The organism is Chenggangzhangella methanolivorans (genome assembly GCF_042648545.1).
Classification (GTDB): Bacteria; Pseudomonadota; Alphaproteobacteria; order Rhizobiales; family Methylopilaceae; genus Methylopila; species Methylopila methanolivorans.
The window spans coordinates 79052-97684 of sequence record NZ_JBHRXS010000012.1; the positions used below are offsets into that span (position 1 = coordinate 79052).

The window sequence follows — 18633 nt, forward strand, 5'->3', positions numbered from 1 at the left end:
GCGTTCCGCCTCACTCAGCCGCCTGCAGCGCGCGCGCCTTCTCCATCTCGCGCAGCGCCTTGCGGTACTCGACCGGCATCACCTTGACGAACTTCGACCGGTAGTCGGCCCAGTTGTCGAGGATCTGCTTGGCGCGGGTCGACTCGGTGTGGACGTGGTGCGCGGTGATCAGCTGCTTCAGCCGGTCCTCGTCGTGGCGCGTCATGTCCGGGTCGACCTCGATACGGCCCTTGAACTCGAGGTCGCCGCCGTGGTGGTGGAGCTCCTGCATGAGCTCCTCCTCCTCCGGCACCGGCTCGAGATCGACCATCGAGAGGTTGCAGCGCGCGGCGAAGTCGCCGGCCTCGTCGAGCACATAGGCGACGCCGCCCGACATGCCCGCCGCGAAGTTGCGGCCGGTCTTGCCGAGCACCACGACCACGCCGCCGGTCATGTATTCGCAGCCATGGTCGCCGGAGCCCTCGACGACCGCGATCGCGCCGGAGTTGCGGACAGCGAAGCGCTCGCCGGCGACGCCGCGGAAGTAGCACTCGCCCTCGATCGCGCCGTAGAGCACCGTGTTGCCGACGATGATCGACTCCTCGGCCACGATGCCGGCGTTCTTGGCCGGCCGCACGATGATGCGGCCGCCCGAGAGGCCCTTGCCGACATAGTCGTTGGCTTCGCCCGTGAGGTCAAAGGTCACGCCCGCGGCGAGGAACGCGCCGAACGACTGGCCGGCGGTGCCGGTCAGCTTCACCGTGATGGTGTCGTCCGGCAGACCTGCCGATCCGTAGGCCTTGGCGACCGCGCCGGACAGCATGGCGCCGGCCGAGCGGTTGCGGCTCGCGATGGTTCGCTCGATCGTCACCGGCTCGCCGCGCTCGATCGCGGGCGCGGCGGCGGCGATCAGGTCGCGGTCGAGCACGCTCTCGAGATGGTGGTCCTGCGTCTCCGCATGGCGGATCGCGACGTCGGCCCCGACCACGGGCTTGGCGAACAGCTTCGAGAAGTCGAGGCCGCGCGCCTTCCAGTGGTTGATCGCCTCGCGCTTGTCGAGCAGGTCCGAGCGGCCGATGACGTCGTCGAGCTTCGAGAAGCCCATCTCGGCCAGAAGCCCGCGGACCTCTTCGGCCACGAAGAACAGATAGTCGATGACGTTCTCGGGCGTGCCCTTGAAGCGCTTGCGCAGCACCGGATCCTGCGTGGCGATGCCCACCGGACAGGTGTTGAGGTGGCACTTGCGCATCATCAGGCAGCCGGCCGCGATCAGCGGCGCGGTGGAGAAGCCGAACTCGTCGGCCCCGAGCAGCGCGCCGATCAGCACATCGCGCCCCGTGCGCAGTCCGCCGTCGACCTGCAGCCGGACGCGGCCGCGCAGCTTGTTCATGACGAGCGTCTGCTGGGTCTCGGCGAGGCCGGTCTCCCAGGGGCCGCCCGCATGCTTCAGCGAGGTCAGCGGGCTCGCGCCGGTGCCGCCCTCGAAGCCCGAGATCGTGATGTGGTCCGCGCGCGCCTTGGCGACGCCGGCCGCCACCGTGCCGACGCCGACTTCCGAGACGAGCTTCACCGAGATGTCGGACGCCGGATTGACGTTCTTCAGGTCGTAGATGAGCTGCGCCAGATCCTCGATCGAGTAGATGTCGTGGTGCGGGGGCGGCGAGATGAGACCCACGCCTTGGGTCGAGCGGCGCACCTTGGCGATCGCGGCGTCGACCTTGTGGCCGGGCAGCTGCCCGCCTTCGCCGGGCTTGGCGCCCTGCGCGACCTTGATCTGGATCATGTCGGCGTTGACCAGGTACTCGGCGGTCACGCCGAAGCGGCCCGAGGCCACCTGCTTGATGGCCGAGCGCTTCGAGTCGCCGTTCGCGAGCGGAACGAAGCGCTCCGGCTCCTCGCCGCCCTCGCCGGTGTTCGACTTGCCGCCGATCCGGTTCATGGCGATGGCGAGCGACTCATGCGCCTCGCGGCTGATCGAGCCGAACGACATCGCCCCGGTGACGAACCGCTTCACGATCTCGGCCGCCGGCTCGACGTCGTCGACGGCGACGGGATCGCGGCCGCGCTCCTTGGCGTTCTTCACGCGGAACAGGCCGCGCAGCGTCAAGAGCTTCTCGGACTGTTCGTTGAGGTCGCGGGCGAACTCCTCGTACTTGGCGTAGGAGCGCGTGCGCACCGCGTGCTGAAGGTTAGCGACCGAGTTCGGCGTCCAGGCGTGGTCCTCGCCGCGGATGCGGTAGGCGTACTCGCCGCCGACGTCGAGCGCCGATCGCAGGATCGGAACGTCCGAGAAGGCGAGCGTGTGACGGCGCACCGTCTCTTCCGCGACCTCTGCGAGGCCGACGCCGCCGACCGGCGTCGCGGTGCCCGAGAAGTACTTGTCGACGAACTCCTTCGACAGACCGACCGCGTCGAAGATCTGCGCGCCGCAATAGGACTGATAGGTCGAGATGCCCATCTTGGACATGACCTTGAGCAGGCCCTTGCCGATCGACTTGATGTAGCGCGTGCGCACCTCATAAGCGTCGACGCGCTCGGGGAAGTCGAGCGCCTGATGCATCTCCTCGAGCGTCTCGAAGGCGAGATACGGGTTGATGGCTTCCGCGCCGTAGCCCGCGAGCACCGCGAAGTGATGCACCTCGCGCGGCTCGCCCGACTCGATGACGAGGCCGACCGACGTCCGCAGACCCTTGCGGATCAGGTGATGATGCACGGCCGCGGTCGCGAGCGCGGCGGGGATCGCGATGCGGCCCGACCCGACCAGACGGTCGGACAGGATCACGATGTTGAAGCCGCCATGGACCGCCGACTGCGCGCGCTCGCACAGCCGCTCGAGCGCGTCAGCCATGCCGGCCGCGCCCTTCTCGGCCGGATAGGTGGTGTCGAGCGTGCGCGACTGGAACTGGCTCTCGGCGAGGTCGTCGATCGCGCGGATCTTCTCCAGATCTTCGTTGGAGAGGATCGGCTGGCGCACCTCGAGCCGCTTCTTCTTCGAAGAGCCTTCGAGGTCGAACAGGTTCGGGCGCGGACCGATGAACGACACGAGGCTCATCACGAGCTCCTCGCGGATCGGGTCGATCGGCGGGTTCGTGACCTGCGCGAAGTTCTGCTTGAAGTAGGAGTAGAGCAGCTTCGACTGGCGCGACAGCGCCGACAGAGGCGTGTCGGTGCCCATCGAGCCGACGGCTTCCTGGCCCGTGGTCGCCATCGGCGACATCAGCAGCTTCACGTCTTCCTGGGTGTAGCCGAAGGCCTGCTGGCGATCGAGCATGCTGGCCTGCGTGCGCGGCCGCGGGGCCGGCGCGTCGGGCAGGTCCTCGAGGACGAGCTGGGTCTTCTTCAGCCACTCCTTGTAGGGGCGCGCCGAGGTGAGGCTCGCCTTGATCTCCTCGTCGGAGACGATGCGGCCTTCGGTCAGGTCGATCAGCAGCATGCGGCCCGGCTGGAGCCGCCACTTGCGCACGATCTTCTCTTCCGGGAAGGGCAGCACGCCCATCTCGGAGGCCATCACCACGAGATCGTCGTCGGTGACGTACCAGCGCGCAGGACGCAGGCCGTTGCGGTCGAGGGTCGCGCCGATCTGGCGGCCGTCGGTGAAGGCGACCGCGGCCGGTCCGTCCCACGGCTCCATGACGGCGGCGTGGTACTCGTAGAAAGCGCGGCGCTGCTCGTCCATCAGCGGGTTGCCGGCCCAAGCCTCAGGCACCAGCACCATCATGGCGTGGACGAGGCTGTAGCCGCCGCGCACGAGGAATTCGAGCGCGTTGTCGAGACAGGCGGTGTCGGACTGGCCCTCATAGGAGATCGGCCAGAGCTTCGAGATGTCGTTGCCGTAGAGCTCGCTGTCGACCGACGCCTGCCGCGCCGCCATCCAGTTCACGTTGCCGCGCAACGTGTTGATCTCGCCGTTGTGGGCGACCATTCGGTAGGGATGGGCGAGCGACCAGGCCGGGAAGGTGTTGGTCGAGAACCGCTGGTGAACGAGCGCGAGCGCGCTCTCGAACAGCGGGTTCTTGAGGTCGGGATAATAGGCCGCGAGCTGGTCGGCCAGGAACATGCCCTTGTAGACGATGGTCCGGCAGGAGAGCGACACGGGATAGTAGGACGAGGCCTGCGGGTGGTCCCCATAGACCTCGTTCGAGACGATCTTGCGCAGGATAAACAGGCGGCGCTCGAACTCGTCCTCGTCCTCGATGGAGGGCGAGCGTCCGATGAACACCTGAAACTGCGTCGGCTCGGTCGGCTTCACGCTCTCGCCGAGCGAGGAGTTGTCGGTCGGCACCTCGCGCCAGCCCAGCAGCGTGTGGCCCTCGCTCGCGATCGCGCGCTCGAGCGCCGCGCGCACATGGTCGATGCCCTGCTGGTCGCGCGGGCCAAAGCCGTGGCCGACCGCATACATCCCGGGCTCGGGCAGCTCGAAGCCGAGCCGTTCGGCCTCGGCCGCGAAAAACTTGTGCGGAATCTGCACCAGCATGCCTGCGCCGTCGCCTGCGCGCGGGTCCGCGCCCACGGCGCCGCGATGCTCGAGGTTCTCGAGGATCTTGAGGCCATGCTCGATGATCGTGTGGCTCTTGCGGCCCTTCATGTCGGCCACGAAGCCGACGCCGCACGAATCCTTTTCATGGCGCGGGTCGTAGAGGCCCTGCGCCTTCGGAAGACCGTGATCGACCACGATGGTTCGGACGGCAGAGCCGGCGCGGCCGTCGAGGTCGGTCGCGGGAGCCGGAACTCGCTTCGTCACGGGCGTCTCCATGGCGATCTCCTTGGATCCGTTCAAGCCAACGGCCCGAAGGCCATGCACGATGGGCGCCGAGACGCCCCTTAGAACAATTCCTACGCAGGACGCGCGCAGCCGGAGCGCCGGCGAAGTCCGGAATTCCGGAGCTTCCGCCGTCTCGCCCCGGCCGGGATGTCGAGCAGCGCGCGACCTTCGTCGCAAATGGACAGTCTTGCTGTCCTAATTGCCGCGCACCTTAATCAGAAAACCCTTGGCGGGTAAAGCGGCGACGTCAAGCCGGGTGGCGCCTCTTTGAAGCTCGCCCCATGTTGCGCGGCTCGGGCCACGGAAACGGGTTTCATGAATCTCACTAGCGACAACATCGCGCCAGCCCATGAGGCGGTGCTGGAGGCGCTCGCGGCCGCCAACCGCGGACCGGCGCGCCCCTACGGCCATGACGACGTGAACGCCCGCGTGGAAGCCATGCTGTCGGAGATCTTCGAGACGGAGGTCGCGGCGTTCCTGGTGACGACGGGCACGGCCGCCAACGCGCTCTCGCTCGCCCAGATGGTTCCGCCCTGGGGCGCGGCGATCGGGCACGCCGAAGCCCATGTCATGCACGACGAATGCGGCGCGCCGGAATTCTTCACCAACGGCGCCAAGATGGTGGGCGCGCCGGGCCTCGACGGCAGGCTGACGCCGGCGTCGCTTTCCGCGCTTCTCGCCCGCGACTTCTGGACGCCTCCAACCCATGTGGCGCCAGCCGCCTTGACGCTTAGTCAGGCGACCGAGGCCGGAACCGTCTACCGGCCGGGCGAGATCGCGGCGCTGACCGAGATCGCTCGGGACAAGGGCCTGCGCGTCCACATGGACGGCGCGCGCTTCGCCAACGCGGTCGTCTCGACCCGGGCCGCGCCCGCGGACCTCACCTGGAAGGCCGGCGTCGAGGCGCTGTCGTTCGGTTTCACTAAGAACGGAGCGATGGCCGCGGAAGCGATCGTGCTGTTCGCGCCGGACCTGATCAAGAACCTCGCGGAGCGTCGCAAGCGCGGCGGGCACACCTGGTCGAAGGGCCGCTTCGTCGCCGCGCAGATCGAGGCGCTGCTGGCAGACGGCCTCTGGCTCGACCTCGCGAAGACCGCGAACGCGCGCGCCGCGGAACTCGCGCTCGGCCTGCAGGCGCGCGAACTTCGGCTCGCCTTCCCGGTCGAGGCCAACGAGGTGTTCGTCTGGCTGCCTGCCGCTCTCCACGAGGCGCTGAAAGCCAAAGGCGCGGCCTATTACGTCTGGAGCAGCGACTCGACCGCGCCTGAGCGACGGGGAGGGAAGGACGAGGTCATCGCCCGCTTGATCGCCTCTTTCGCCACGACCTCAAAGGAAATCGCAAGCTTCCTCTCGGCGATCGACGCCGTGCGCGCGCCGGGCAAAAAGGCGTCCCGGTCTCCCGGGACGCCCTTGTTCTAGGCCGCAAGAGCGGCGGTCAGGCCGCCTGCTTGTCGACCACCTTCGACTCGATCGTGGCAGGCTTGGCCGAGCCGATCGGAATCGAACGCGGCTTCTTGGCTTCCGGAACCTCGCGCACGAGCTCGACATGGAGCAGGCCGTTCTCAAGGCTCGCGCCTGTCACCTGGACGTGGTCGGCGAGCTGGAAGCGGCGCTCGAACGCGCGGGCCGCGATGCCCTGATGGAGCACCTCGCTCTTCTTGTCCTCGGCGGCCTTCTCGCCGCGTACGGTGAGCGAGTTCTCCTTGACCTCGATGTTGAGGTCGTTCTCGCCGAAGCCCGCCACCGCGACGGTGATGCGATAGGCGTTCTCGTCGGTGCGTTCGATGTTGTAGGGCGGGTAGCCGGGCGAGGCTTCGCCGCCCGCGACGTTGTCGAGCAGCGAGAACAGCCGGTCGAAACCGACGGTGGAGCGATAGAGCGGGGCGAGATCGAACTGACGCATTCTGGTATCCTCCTCGGAGAAGCGACACACATGACGGCCCGCCAACTGGCCGGGCCGGTTTTCCCAATGATCGCAGCCGTTTGGCCTGCGACACTGTTCAGATGGTGAGGCCGATGACGCCGTTCAAGGGCGAAGGCGCGGCGGGCGGCGCGCTCGTCGGCGGCAAGGCGGGGGCGGCGCTCGCCGCGGCGTCCCGCCGCGCGGCCGCGGTGGTGGACGCGCTGGTCCGGAGGCCGGAGCCGAAAGCGGTCGAGCGGCCCCGGTTCCGTCCGGTGCGCGATGGCCTCGTGACAGTCGCGGGCGTGCCGGCCCCGGCGGGCGCGCATGGCCGCACCCTCACCACCGCTGACGGCGTCCGGCTCCGCAGTTCGTTCTGGCGCCCGGAAGGGGCGGCCCGCGGCACGGTCGTGCTGCTTCAGGGACGCGCGGAGTTCATCGAGAAGTATGGCGAGCTGATCGAGGATCTGCTCGGCCGGGGCTTTGCGGTCGCGACCATGGACTTTCGGGGGCAGGGCGGCTCCGAGCGACTCGCCGCGAACGCGCTCAAGAGCCACGTAAGCGACTTTGGCGACTATCGCGCCGACGTCGACGCGCTGATGCGCCAGGTGGCGCTGCCGAGCTGCCCGCCGCCGTTCTATGCGCTGTCCCACTCGATGTCCGCGCCCGTCGCGGTGGCGGCGGCGCTTCGGCAGCCGCAATGGTTCGAACGCATCGTGCTGATCGCGCCGATGATCGGCCTGCCGCTCGCCCGGATGGAGTTTTTCGCCCGGGGGCTCGCCACCGGGCTCGGGAGCATGGGGCTTGCAAGCGCCTACATTCCGGGCGGCACGAACCGGGTGATGGCGCTGAGGGATTTCGAGCGGAACCCCGTGACGTCGGACTTCGCGCGGTACGATCACGCCCGCCGGCTCATCGGCGCGGCGCCGGAGCTCGCGCTCGGGTCGCCGACCATCGGCTGGGTGCATTCAGCCTTCCGCGCCATGACCGCGACGGCCCTTCCGGGCGTGCCCGAAAGCTTCCGCGTGCCGACCCTCGTGATGTCGGCGGGGCGGGACCGGATCGTCGACGCCCGCGCGAGCGAGCGCTTCGCGACGCGCATCCGCGGCGGCGGCCATCTGATGGTCCGCGGCTCCCGCCACGAGATCATGATGGAGCGCGACGACGTCCGCGACATGTTCTGGGCGGCGTTCGACGCCTTCGTGCCGGGCAAGCGCGGACTGGCGTGAGCCTTCAGTCCGCGACGGGGTCGGGCCCGTAGGCGTTCGGCCCGCGCATGCCGGGAACGAAGCCGACATAGATCGAGAGCGCGAGCCCGACGACGCTCGAAAGCGTCATGGCGGGAAGCCCTGCGCCGACCCAGTGGCCCGCCGAGCCGATGAGGGCGGCGGCGAAAAGCGCCGCCAGTCCGATCCAGCCGTGCCGGCCATGGTCGTGGAAGCGGCGCACCACGAGGGTCGCGCAGATCCAGCCGCCAATGCAGATCGCAAGCGCCGCGAGCGCGATCGCGGCGGCGGGCGAAAATGGCCGTACGAGCGCGCCGAGCCCCGCCACGGCCCCGACGACCGGCGCGGCCGCGAGGGAGCGCAGCCAATAGCTGCGGCGGCGGATCCTGCCGCGCCAGGAGAAATAATCGGCCGCCAGTCGTTCGAGCATGCCGGAGATACGCGTGGACCCCTGCTTGAGGTTCAGCCGCGGGAGAGACGCTCGAGCGCGGCTTCGTGGATGCGCGGGTCGCCGGCGGCGACGATGCGTCCGCCGTTCGCCGCCGGGCCGCCGTCCCAGGTCGTGACGACGCCGCCGGCGCCTTCCACGATCGGGATCAGCGCCACGATGTCGAACGGCTTGAGATCGGCCTCGACCACGAGGTCGAGATGTCCGGCCGCCAGCATGCAATAGGCGTAGCAGTCGCCGCCCCAGCGGGTGAGCCGCGCTTCGTCCGAGACGCGGTCGAACGCCTCGCGCTCCTCGCCGGTGAACATTGTGGGGGAGGTCGACATCAGCATCGCGTCGGAAAGGCTTGCGCAGGAGCGCGTGCGCAGACGCCGCGAGCCGTTGCGTCCCCGATAGCTCGCCGAGCCGCCGTCGCCCGAGAAGCGTTCGCCGATGAAGGGCTGGTGCATCATGCCGAAGCATGGCGCGCCGCGGCGAGTGAGGCCGATCAGCGTGCCCCACACCGGCAGCCCGAGGATGAAGGAGCGGGTGCCGTCGATCGGGTCCAGCACCCAGACATATTCGGCGTCGACCGCGAGGTCGCCGTGCTCCTCGCCGATGATGCCGTGGCCCGGAAAGGTCTCGCGGATCATCGCGCGCATGACGCTTTCCCCGGCCTTGTCGGCGGCGGTCACCGGGTCGAAGCCGGCGCCGTGGGTCTTGTCCTCGACGCCGAGAGACGTGCGGAAGAAGGGCAGGATCGCGTCCGCCGAGGCTGTCGCCAGTTTGTCCACGAAGGCGGCGAAGTCGACGGCGGTCATGCGCGCTCCCTTGAGATTCGAGGGCGGAACGCCGCGGCGGCGCGCCCCTTCGCAGCCCGTGTATATGTCTGAATGGGACGTAAGCGGGAGGCCAAAAAAAATCGCCGGATTCTGCGACAGGCAGTCGCATCCGGCGATTTAGGCGAATAGCCCTTGCTTTTTGTGCGGCGCGGCCGCATTTTATTGCAGCGCGGCAATGCGATCTCGCGATCGTGTCGCCGCTGCCCTCCTTGGGCGTTTCCTCCCTAGACTTGGGCCGTTCGCCTTGCGCGGACGGCCTTTTTTCTATGTCTTTTTGTCCAGGCGGGGCGGACATTGGCCGCTTCCGCGGCCTTTTGCAAGGCGTTTCCTATCAAACGATCGGCGTAGGCCTTCAACCGTCGGCGGCGCCTCTACTCGGCGGCCGCGCGAAGCGCCCCGAACAGGCCGAGAGGCGCGGTCGCGATCGCCTCGACGAGGCGCGCGAGCTTCGCCGAAAGCTCCTCGAATCCGCGGTGCTTCTCGTGAGTCTGCTCGTTCATGTAGAGCGCGCGGTTGATCTCGATCTGCAGCGCATGGACGTCCGTCGCAGGCGCGCCGTAGTGCTCGGTGATGTAGCCGCCGGCGTAAGGGCGATTGCGCGTGACCTGCAGCCCAAGAGCGCGCAACTCGTGCTCCACGAAGTCGACGATCGCAGGCGAGCACGCCGCGCCGTAACGGTCGCCGAGCACGATGTCGGCGCGCGTCCGGTCGTCGCGGGAGACGCCGATCGAAGGCATCGAGTGGCAGTCGATCAGCAGCGCCAGGCCGTGGGCGCGATGCGCCCGCGCGACGAGCCGCCGCAGGGCTCGGTGATAGGGCTTGTAGATCCGCTCGATCCGGTCGAGCGCCTCCTCGACCGGCAGGCGCGCGCCGTAGATCTCCTGCGCGTCGCCGACGATGCGGGCGATCGTGCCGAGGCCGCCCGCGACCCTGAGCGAGCGCGTGTTGGCGAAGGGCGGCAGCCGTCCGTCGAACATGCGCGGATCGAGTTCGTAGGGCTCGCGGTTGACGTCGACGAAGGCGCGCGGGAAATGGGCGCGCATGAGCGGGGCCCCGAAGCTCGGCGCGGACGTGAACAACTCGTCCACGAAAGCGTCTTCGGAGCGGCGCAGCGCCCTCGGATCAAGCCGCGAGGCGGCGAGGAAACTCGCCGGATAGCGCGCGCCGGAATGCGGAGAATTGAACGTGACAGCGGACGAACGAATCTCCGGCTCGAGAATTTCGAACGCCGGATCGAGCGCTTCGAGATCGTCCACAGCCGTCACCGCGCCAGCCGCTCCCTTAATGATTTGGCCCTAGAGATTGTCGCCCACGCCACGCGCGTCTGTCCATCTCCGCGACGCGATAAACCATCTGTTTACCAAACCGGCGGCTTATGAAATGAATTGCGGCCGACCGAGACTGAACCGAGTCGAAAGTCAGTGAATCCCAGCTCAAAGATCCTCCTTGCCGAAGACGACGACGACATGCGCCGGTTCCTCGTGCGCGCGCTCGAGAACGCCGGTCATTCGGTGGTGTCCTTCGACAATGGCCTGTCGGCCTATCACCGGCTGCGCGAGGAGCCGTTCGAGCTCCTGCTCACCGACATCGTGATGCCGGAGATGGACGGCATCGAGCTCGCGCGCCGCGCGACCCAGCTCGATCCGGACATCAAGGTGATGTTCATCACGGGCTTCGCCGCGGTCGCGCTGAACCCGGATTCTCAGACCCCCAAGGACGCCAAGATCCTGTCGAAGCCGTTCCACCTGCGCGAGCTGGTGACCGAGGTCGACAAGCTGCTGGCGGCCTGACGGGCCTCATCCCATGAGCCAATGGTATCCGCCGGGGCTGATCGTCGCGGCGCTCGTGCTTGGCCTCACGGGCCTTCCCGACAGGCTCGGACTTCTCGGCGCGAGCCAGGGCCTGCTGATCGGCGCGCTGGTCTGCGCGCCCATCTGGCTGTTCAAGACCTGGCGGGAGAACCGCCGGCCGCGGGGCGAATAGCGCGTCGTCCTGAAGCGCGGACGCGCATTCCGTTCGTCATGCCCGGCTTGTTCGAGGCATCCGCCGCGCCGGCCCGCGATGCTCTGCAATTAGACATAAATCTCCCCGAAAAGCCGTGGGACGACGGTCGGGGTTTTGGCTCAAGAACGGCCGACATGCGGACCGCTTGCGTCTCCGCTCTTGCCCCCCGGCCCGCCGGGCTGTAACTCCCTGCCGCCTGCTTCGAGCTTCCGGAGGGCTGATGACCGTCGCCGTCTCTCATCGCGGCGTCGCGGCCGCGCCGCATTCCGCCGCCTCCGAAACCGGACGCGCCATCCTCGCCGAAGGCGGCAACGCCTATGAGGCGATGGCCGGCATGGCCGCGACCATCGCGGTCGTCTATCCGCACATGAACGCGATCGGCGGCGACGGCTTCTGGCTGGTCCGCGAGCCCTCCGGCGAGGTCCGCTACATCGAGGCCTGCTCCGTCGCGGGCTCGCGCGCCACGATCGGTTTCTACCGCGACCGAGGATATGAGGCGATTCCCGCCCGCGGGCCGCTGGCGGCAAACACCGCGCCGGCCGCCGTCGACGGCTGGCGGCTCGCCCTCGAACTGTCGCGCGAGGCCGGCGGGCGCCTGCCGCTCAGCGCGCTGCTGTTCGAGGCCATCCGCCACGCGCGTGAGGGCTTTTCCGTCTCCCCCTGCCAGGGCCGCACGGTCCCCAAGGAGTTCGCCGCGATCGTCGAGGCGCCCGGCTTCGCGGACGCCTTCATGCGCGACGGCAAGATGTTCGAGGCCGGCGAGACCCTGCGTCAGCCGAGGCTCGCCGACACGCTCGACCATCTCGCAAGGGCTGGCCTGCGCGACTTTTTCGATGGCGACGTCGGGCGCGAAATGGCCTCCGATCTCGACCGCATCGGCGCGCCGGTGACGCGAGAGGATCTCTCCAACCGCCGCGCGAGGCTGCGGCCGCCGCTCGAGGTTCGGCTGAAGGGCGTCAGCGTCTTCAACTCCCAGCCGCCGACCCAGGGGCTGGTTTCGCTGATGATCCTCGGCGTGCTCGAGCGTCTCGGCCTCAGCGACGACGAAAGCGCGGACTTCGTGCATCTCACCGTCGAGGCGACGAAGCGCGCTTTCCTGATCCGCGACCGGATGTGCGTGGACTTCGAGCGCATGCCGGCCGACCCGTCCGAGTTCCTGACGGCCGCCGCGCTCGATCGCGAGGCCGCGGCCGTCGACCGGACGCGCGCGCTGCCCTGGCCGCCCACGAAGCCCGGCGACGGGGACACCATCTGGATGGGGGCGATCGACGCGCAGGGCAGGGCGGTCAGCTACATCCAGAGCATCTACTGGGAATACGGCTCCGGCTGCGTGCTGCCGTCCACCGGCGTCCTCATGCAGAACCGCGGCGCGGCGTTTTCGCTCGACGAGACCGACCCGAACGCGCTCGCGCCCGGCCGCCAGCCGTTCCACACGCTCAATCCCGCGCTCGCCGTCTTCGACGACGGCCGGACCATGGTCTACGGCACGATGGGCGGCGAGGGGCAGCCGCAGAGCCAGGCGCAGATCTTCGCGCGCCACGCCTGGCTCGGCCTCCCGGTCGACGAGGCGGTGGCGCGTCCCCGCTTCAGGCTCGGCCGCTCCTGGGGCGACAACGATTCTTCGCTCAAGCTCGAGCCGCGCTTCGGCGGCGAAGAGTTGGACCGGCTCGAGCGGATGGGACACCGGCTGGGGACCTTCGATCACGAATTCGACGACGAGGCGGGACACGCAGGCATGATCGTGCGTTATCCCGACGGGCGCATCGAGGGCGCGCATGATCCGCGCGCCGACGGCGGGGCCGCCGGGGTCTGAACGCATGGAAGCGATCCTCACCAACGCCCGGCTCGTGCTGGACGACCGCTGCGTCTTGGGAACGCTCGTCCATGAGAACGGGCTGATCCGGGACGTCTCTGACGGCCTGAGCCGGGCCGCCGGCGCGGTCGACCTCGAGGGCGACCTCCTCGCCCCCGGCCTCGTCGAGCTCCACACCGACAATCTCGAGAAGCATTTCGTGCCGCGGCCGGGCGTGATCTGGCCCGATCCCCTCGCGGCGGCGCTCGCCCATGACGGTCAGATGGCGGCGTCCGGGATCACGACCGTCTACGACGCGGTCTTCGTCGGCGGCTACGAGGTCGAGAACGACGCCCGCAAGGGGCTGCTGCCCAAGATGGTCTCGGCGATCGAGAGAGGCGTCGCCGCAAGCCTTTTTCGCGTCGACCATCGCGTTCATCTGCGCTGCGAACTGACCGATCCCGGCCTGATCGAGCACCTGTCGCCTTTCGCCGACGGTCCGCTCGTCGCGCTCGCCTCGCTCATGGACCACACGCCCGGCCAGCGGCAATGGCGCGACGTGAACCAGTTGAAGCGCTTCATGATCCGCGAGGGCCTCAGCCCAGCCGACGCCGACCTTCTGGTGGAAAGGCGCAGGGCCGACGGCGCGGCGGCCGCCTCCGCCAACTGGCCGCGGGCGGTCGCGCTGTTCCGCGACCAGGGCGTGCCGATCGCGAGCCACGACGACACCACTGCGGAGCATGTGGCGGAGGCCGCCGAGGCGGGCTGCGCCATCTCCGAGTTTCCTACCAGCCTCGAGGCCGCCCGCGCGGCCCGGGCCGCAGGACTCGGCGTGGTCGGCGGCGCGCCGAACGTGGTGCGCGGCGGCTCGCATGCCGGCAACGTTTCGGCTGTCGAGCTCGCGCGCGAGGGCGCGCTCGACGCGCTGTCCTCTGATTATGTTCCCGCCAGCCTGCTGCAGGCGGTGGCGGCGCTCACGCGCGATCCGGGCCTCGAACTCCACGAGGCCTTCGCGCTTGCGACGTCCGGACCGGCGCGGCTGCTCGGCCTCGATGACCGTGCCCGCCTCGCGCCGGGTCTCCGCGCAGATCTGCTTCGCGTCAAACTCCACGAGGGGACGCCCGTCGTGCGCGGGCTGACAGTGGCCGGACGGAGCGTCTGATGAGCGGTCCGCGCTACGCCATCTACTTCGCGCCGTCGCCCGAGAGCCCGCTCTGGACGTTCGGGTCCGCAGTTCTCGGCTATGACGCGGCGACCGGCGAACGCCGCCCGCCGCTTGCGCCTGCGGGCGTCGCGGTGGCCGACTGGGAGGCGATGACCGCCGCGCCGCGCCGCTATGGTTTCCACGCCACGCTGAAGGCGCCGTTCCGTCTCGCCGAGGGCGCGAGCGAGAACGACCTCATCGCGGCCGGCCATGCTTTCGCGAGGAGGCGTCGCGGCTTTGAACTTCCCGAACTCGAGGTGAGCAATCTCGACGGGTTCGTCGCGCTGTCGCCGGTCGAGCCGTCCGACCCTCTCGATGCGCTCGCGGCCGGCTGCGTCGAGGCGTTCGAGCCGCTGCGCGCGCCGCTCAGCGAGACCGAGCTCGCCGCCCGACTGAAGGCGCCGCTGACCGAGCGCCAGCGCGCCGCGCTCTCGACCTGGGGCTACCCGTACGTCTTCGAGGATTTTCACTTCCACATGACGCTGACGGGCCAGCTTCCGCCGGCCGTGGCGCCGGGCGTCGTCGAGGGCCTCTCGGACCTCTACGCCGAGCATGTCGGAGAGGCCGCGATGAGCGTCGATGCGCTCACGCTCTATGTCGAGGAAGACCCTGCGCTCGGCTTCCACATCGTCGAGCGTTTCGTGTTTCCGAACTGACGGCTCAGCTGAAGTCGGACATCAGGCGGCTCCAGCCTTCGCCCGCCAGTCCGCCGACATAGATGTCGTTGCGGATCGCGGCCTCGACGATCTCGGGATGGCGCGTGCTGATGCACACGAAGGCGCGGTGGCGGAACGTCAGGGCGCGCTGGTCGGCGAGGCCCTCGATCAGCCAGGGCTGGACGTTGCCGCTGGCGCCCACCATGCCGTCCTCGTCGAAACGCTGGAACATGCGCCCGAGCACGGCCGTCTCCATGCCTTCGTCGGCCAGCACGTTGAGCACCCGCGCGATTTCGCCCGGCGCGCCGTAATAGGCGATGCAGCCGATCGTGCGCCGCTGCGCGTTTCGCACGCCGAGCAGCCGCAGGGGGCCGAGCGTCTTGTTGCCGTCCGTCATGGCGAGCAGCCAGCCGAGCTCTTCGGGCGACCATTCCGGGCGCACAGCGTAGCGCGCGACGAAGCCGGGAGCCTGGGCGATGAAGTCGGCCCGGCTCATCTCGAAATCTTCCAGCCCCTTCGTCTGGGCCGCGTGGAAGCGCGGATGAAGCGCGCGCAGCGCCCAGTCGAGCGGCGTCGCGAGCGCGACGAGTGCGTTCGTCGCGCGGCGGGCGGGCAAGGGAAGGAAGCGCCCGAACCGCCGCGCCGCGAAAGAGGCGGGCTTGAAGGCCCGGCGCCATTCGAGCCCCTGGACCGGCACCAGCGCGCCGCCCACGGTGGCGAACAGCGACTTGGTGATGGGCGAGGCGCTGTCGGTGAAGCAGAGGTCGACGCGCTTCGGCCGCAGCTTCATCGTGATGTCGAGAATGCCGCTCGATCCGTCCGGATCCGCCATCAGCGACGACACGACCTGCGCCACGACCGGCCGGTCGCCGATCATGAAACGCATCGGAACGGAAAAGAAGGCGCTGTCGATCCGGCCGTCGGCGCGCTCATGGGCGAACCCGCCCTTGTCGACGTCATGCATCGGGCTGGTGAACAGAAGATCGTGAAGATAGGCGCTTAGTTCCGCCGACGGCGCCGCCCTGCGTCCCCGGAACACGCGGCTGAACAGAGCGCCGACCCTTGGAAGGTCGGTCACCGTGATCGGCCTTAAGACGCCCGCCTTACGCACGTTCGAAGATCCCCAACCGCACGCGGCCAGCCGCATACGCGGCGTGAACGCTAGGCCGCGATGTGTTGACGGATCCTCAAACCGGTTTCGCCGGATGATCGGCAGGGTTAATGACGCAGGCCGTCCAGCGTCTGGGATGCCAAGAACCTAGGCAGCCCCCTAGTATCTCTTTCAAGCGATCGGCGGCCAGTTGTGTGGATGACGATCGGGAAGCCTGCATTGATCGAAGCCCGCCATGTCGACGGGGCCCCCCGCCTTGGCGAGGCCTCGCGCCTCATCCTTGGCCTTTGAGGCGGGACCGGGGCATGAGCCTTCTCGAGACCGCCGAGAAAGCCGAAACCGCCCGACGGATGGCGCAGGCGCTCGCCTATCTGATGAAGGTTTCGATCGCCGCGGGTCTGCCCCGCGTCACCGCCAAGCTCGCTGTCGCGCAGGCGGAGTTGCTCGCCTCCGCGGGACAGGCGTCGATTGACCGTGCGGAGACGGCGCGACCGGACGGCGCGCCCAAATCCCCCGCAAGTCATCAGGGGTCGTCCAGTCGTCATTGACGATGCCGGGGGCGGGCGGGGAAGGCCGGCGAGTCTCCCCGCAGTCGGATCAATGCGTCAGGCGGTTTCCGCTTCGCGCCACGCGCAGGCCTTCAAGTTCGATCGCGATATAACCGAGGCTGACGTCGAGCCGGCGATCGGCGACGTCCTGGCGAACGTAGCTCAGGAGCCGCCTGCAGAGTTCGAGCGCCTCGCGACGGTCGCCCCGCCATGTGTCCCGCGCGCAGGCCGGACGCGGGCCCAGGATGTTCGCCAGCAAGCCGGCGAGCATCGGATCGGACGCCGCCGCGACGGCGTGCGCGTCCGCGACGAACATGAGCAAGGGATCGCGAGCCTCCTGTGCGAAGGCTGCGGATCGGCCGGTCGGCGAATGAGACATGTCTGTGGACATGGCTGCCATGACAAGCCCAATAAATCTTCGGGGTAACTAGGCTGGTTCCTAGGTTGCTGGCATGCCATGCGGGTCAGAGCGTGATGAGGCCGGTCTGCAACGCCACGACGATCGCCTCGAGCCTCGAGTTGACGCCGAGCGCCCGGAAGATGTTGGCGGCGTGGAACTGGACGGTCTTTTCGGAGATCCCGAGGATCTCGGCGATCTCCGAATTGGTCTTTCCGTCCCGCATCCAACGAAGCGTCTCGAGTTCGCGGCGCGACAGCACGGCCTTGGGGCGCTCGAATTCGAGCTCGAGCTCCGAATGGCGCAGCCAGGTCTGCACCGCCATGGCGTAGACGATCGACAGCCGTGCGGCGGGAGGCTTGTCCTTGGTCCGCACGCTGACGCTGACGAGGTCGAGCTGGTTGGAGGCCGTGCGCAACGGGATCGTCAGCCCGGAATGCACGCCAAGCACACGACACTCCTCGAAGAACGCCTTCACCTTGTCGTCTTCGCGGCCCCGGCGCGCCTGCGCCCAGGTGAAAGGCTGCGCAGTGGCGGCCGCGAACTTCAGGACCGGATCGACCCGGTCCCAGGCGTTCTCCTGATAGGCGGGCGCATAGCCGTCCGGCAGCTCGGCCCAGACGATCCGCTGGAGAAGCATGTTCCGTGTCTTCACGAACACGACGTTCTCATAGCCTTCGGCGATGAGCTCGCGCTTGAGGATCTCTCCGACGTCCCGCGCGGTCGCGGCCCGCATCGTGGCCTCGATGAAGTCCTCGAGCCGGCGCTCCATCGCTCAGGCCTCCCCGTCCGCGTCGCCGCCAAGCGCCGCCCGACCTGCGCTCTTCGGCGTCGGTCTGCGCCCATGGCGGGAATAAGAGTGGAAAACGCCGCGAAGCCGTCTACGACTTTTGGACCAATGGTCGCAGGATAGGGTCCCGAACGCGCGCCGGGAGCGAAGGTCCGAGATGTCGGCGGCCGCGACCGCAGTCGTCGAAGCATGCGCCATTCGTTGACTCACGAGGGTGCAGCGCAGTGATTCCGCGCCTCAGGCGTGTGGTTCGATCTAAAAACTATCGACGAATGTCAAGTGAACGCAACGGTTTTCGCCACAATCGCCACAATGGGCAATCTTGACTAGAAACTCGTCCTGTCATCAGTGTGGGCCTACACCTCGGGCGGGCGTAATGGAGACTGACTGACATGCTGGACGCTGCGTCCGCCAACGCGAACAAGGGTGACAAGGCCGAGTTCGCGAACATCGACAAGCTGGTGGGGCAGCGCGTTCGCGCTCGCCGAACTGCGCTGAGAATGAGCCAGACCGAGCTGGGAGAGGCCGTCGGCGTCTCGTTCCAGCAGATCCAGAAATATGAGAAGGGCGTGAACCGGATCGGCGCGAGCCGGCTGAGCGCGATCGCCGCCGTGCTGCAGGTGCCGGTGACGCATTTCTTCGAAGAGCCGCGTCGCGCGGGCGCCGGCGTGTCGTCGCTCGAGGATCCGGCCGCCGTCGACCTGATCCGCGCTTTCGACGAGATCGCCGACGCCGACGTGCGCGACCGCCTGGTCGAGCTCACCCGCTCGGTCGCAAGCGCCCTCGGCGGCGCCCGTTCGTCGGGCAACGCCTGACGCCGAAGGCGGGTCATCGCCGAACGTCGATATGAAGAGGGCGGCCTTCGGCCGCCCTTTTGCTTTCTGAAGATGACGAAAAGCTCTGGCGTCGCTTAACGACGCCGCCAGCAGGACGCTGTCACTTCTCGACGAAGGCCTTTTCGATGACGAAGTGGCCTTGTTCGCCGTGGTTTCCTT

The 18633-nt window shown here is 68.5% G+C and carries 17 protein-coding genes; 9 read left to right on the plus strand and 8 right to left on the minus strand.

The features are described 5' to 3' along the window. Positions 1–10: 10 nt before the first annotated feature. Positions 11–4732 carry a glutamate synthase large subunit gene (gltB, locus tag ACFOWB_RS20305; protein WP_261404437.1) on the minus strand — a complete coding sequence of 1574 codons (4722 nt, stop codon included), beginning with the start codon at positions 4730–4732 and terminating at the stop codon, positions 11–13. Between the two features lie 324 nt (positions 4733–5056). Between gltB and ACFOWB_RS20310 the strand changes: the two genes are divergently transcribed. Next, positions 5057–6160 carry a threonine aldolase family protein gene (locus ACFOWB_RS20310; RefSeq protein ID WP_261404436.1) on the plus strand — a complete coding sequence of 368 codons (1104 nt, stop codon included), beginning with the start codon at positions 5057–5059 and terminating at the stop codon, positions 6158–6160. Positions 6161–6176: 16 nt separating this feature from the next. Here the strand turns inward: ACFOWB_RS20310 and ACFOWB_RS20315 are convergent, their stop codons facing one another. Further along, on the minus strand, positions 6177–6644 hold the full coding sequence (locus tag ACFOWB_RS20315; RefSeq protein WP_261404435.1) for an Hsp20 family protein: 468 nt from the start codon (positions 6642–6644) through the stop codon (positions 6177–6179). Between the two features lie 113 nt (positions 6645–6757). Here ACFOWB_RS20315 and ACFOWB_RS20320 point away from each other — a divergent pair, with 113 nt between their 5' ends. Next, complete coding sequence (locus ACFOWB_RS20320) at positions 6758–7870, plus strand: alpha/beta fold hydrolase (RefSeq protein WP_378149002.1); 1113 nt, start codon at positions 6758–6760, stop codon at positions 7868–7870. Between the two features lie 4 nt (positions 7871–7874). Here the strand turns inward: ACFOWB_RS20320 and ACFOWB_RS20325 are convergent, their stop codons facing one another. The 3 genes from ACFOWB_RS20325 to ACFOWB_RS20335 form a co-directional block, all read right to left on the minus strand. Then, the gene (locus ACFOWB_RS20325; RefSeq protein WP_261404433.1) at positions 7875–8297 is read right to left on the minus strand and encodes a DUF805 domain-containing protein; all 423 of its coding nucleotides are present in this window, start codon (positions 8295–8297) and stop codon (positions 7875–7877) included. Between the two features lie 32 nt (positions 8298–8329). After that, entirely contained in the window at positions 8330–9115 is a 786-nt protein-coding gene (gene hisN, locus ACFOWB_RS20330) for a histidinol-phosphatase (RefSeq protein ID WP_378149004.1), read from the minus strand. Between the two features lie 392 nt (positions 9116–9507). Next, positions 9508–10401, minus strand: coding sequence for an N-formylglutamate amidohydrolase (locus ACFOWB_RS20335; RefSeq protein ID WP_261404432.1), 894 nt, complete (start codon positions 10399–10401; stop codon positions 9508–9510). Positions 10402–10557: 156 nt separating this feature from the next. Between ACFOWB_RS20335 and cpdR the strand changes: the two genes are divergently transcribed. From cpdR to ACFOWB_RS20360, 5 genes are all read left to right on the plus strand, one after another. Continuing rightward, positions 10558–10926 (plus strand): cell cycle two-component system response regulator CpdR, encoded by a 369-nt coding sequence (gene cpdR, locus ACFOWB_RS20340; RefSeq protein ID WP_378149007.1) that lies wholly within the window; start codon positions 10558–10560, stop codon positions 10924–10926. 13 nt (positions 10927–10939) lie between these two features. Then, complete coding sequence (locus ACFOWB_RS20345) at positions 10940–11119, plus strand: hypothetical protein (RefSeq protein WP_261404430.1); 180 nt, start codon at positions 10940–10942, stop codon at positions 11117–11119. Between the two features lie 241 nt (positions 11120–11360). Beyond that, positions 11361–12953: a gamma-glutamyltransferase family protein gene (locus tag ACFOWB_RS20350; RefSeq protein WP_261404429.1), complete on the plus strand. Its 1593-nt coding sequence runs from the start codon at positions 11361–11363 to the stop codon at positions 12951–12953. Beyond that, positions 12916–14094: an alpha-D-ribose 1-methylphosphonate 5-triphosphate diphosphatase gene (locus tag ACFOWB_RS20355; protein ID WP_261404428.1), complete on the plus strand. Its 1179-nt coding sequence runs from the start codon at positions 12916–12918 to the stop codon at positions 14092–14094. The genes ACFOWB_RS20350 and ACFOWB_RS20355 overlap by 38 nt, the downstream gene beginning before the upstream one ends. After that, positions 14094–14792 carry a DUF1045 domain-containing protein gene (locus tag ACFOWB_RS20360; protein WP_261404427.1) on the plus strand — a complete coding sequence of 233 codons (699 nt, stop codon included), beginning with the start codon at positions 14094–14096 and terminating at the stop codon, positions 14790–14792. Before ACFOWB_RS20355 ends, ACFOWB_RS20360 begins: the two co-directional genes overlap by 1 nt. Before the next feature lie 4 nt (positions 14793–14796). Here the strand turns inward: ACFOWB_RS20360 and ACFOWB_RS20365 are convergent, their stop codons facing one another. Continuing rightward, positions 14797–15903: a GNAT family N-acetyltransferase gene (locus ACFOWB_RS20365; protein WP_261404426.1), complete on the minus strand. Its 1107-nt coding sequence runs from the start codon at positions 15901–15903 to the stop codon at positions 14797–14799. A gap of 305 nt (positions 15904–16208) precedes the next feature. Here ACFOWB_RS20365 and ACFOWB_RS20370 point away from each other — a divergent pair, with 305 nt between their 5' ends. After that, complete coding sequence (locus ACFOWB_RS20370) at positions 16209–16451, plus strand: hypothetical protein (RefSeq protein WP_261404425.1); 243 nt, start codon at positions 16209–16211, stop codon at positions 16449–16451. A gap of 49 nt (positions 16452–16500) precedes the next feature. On the opposite strand, the gene ACFOWB_RS20375 is transcribed toward ACFOWB_RS20370, so the two are convergent. Further along, positions 16501–16773 carry a hypothetical protein gene (locus tag ACFOWB_RS20375; protein ID WP_261404424.1) on the minus strand — a complete coding sequence of 91 codons (273 nt, stop codon included), beginning with the start codon at positions 16771–16773 and terminating at the stop codon, positions 16501–16503. A gap of 142 nt (positions 16774–16915) precedes the next feature. Then, entirely contained in the window at positions 16916–17620 is a 705-nt protein-coding gene (locus tag ACFOWB_RS20380) for a helix-turn-helix transcriptional regulator (protein ID WP_261404423.1), read from the minus strand. A gap of 410 nt (positions 17621–18030) precedes the next feature. Here ACFOWB_RS20380 and ACFOWB_RS20385 point away from each other — a divergent pair, with 410 nt between their 5' ends. After that, complete coding sequence (locus tag ACFOWB_RS20385; RefSeq protein WP_261404422.1) at positions 18031–18453, plus strand: helix-turn-helix domain-containing protein; 423 nt, start codon at positions 18031–18033, stop codon at positions 18451–18453. Positions 18454–18633 lie beyond the last annotated feature (180 nt).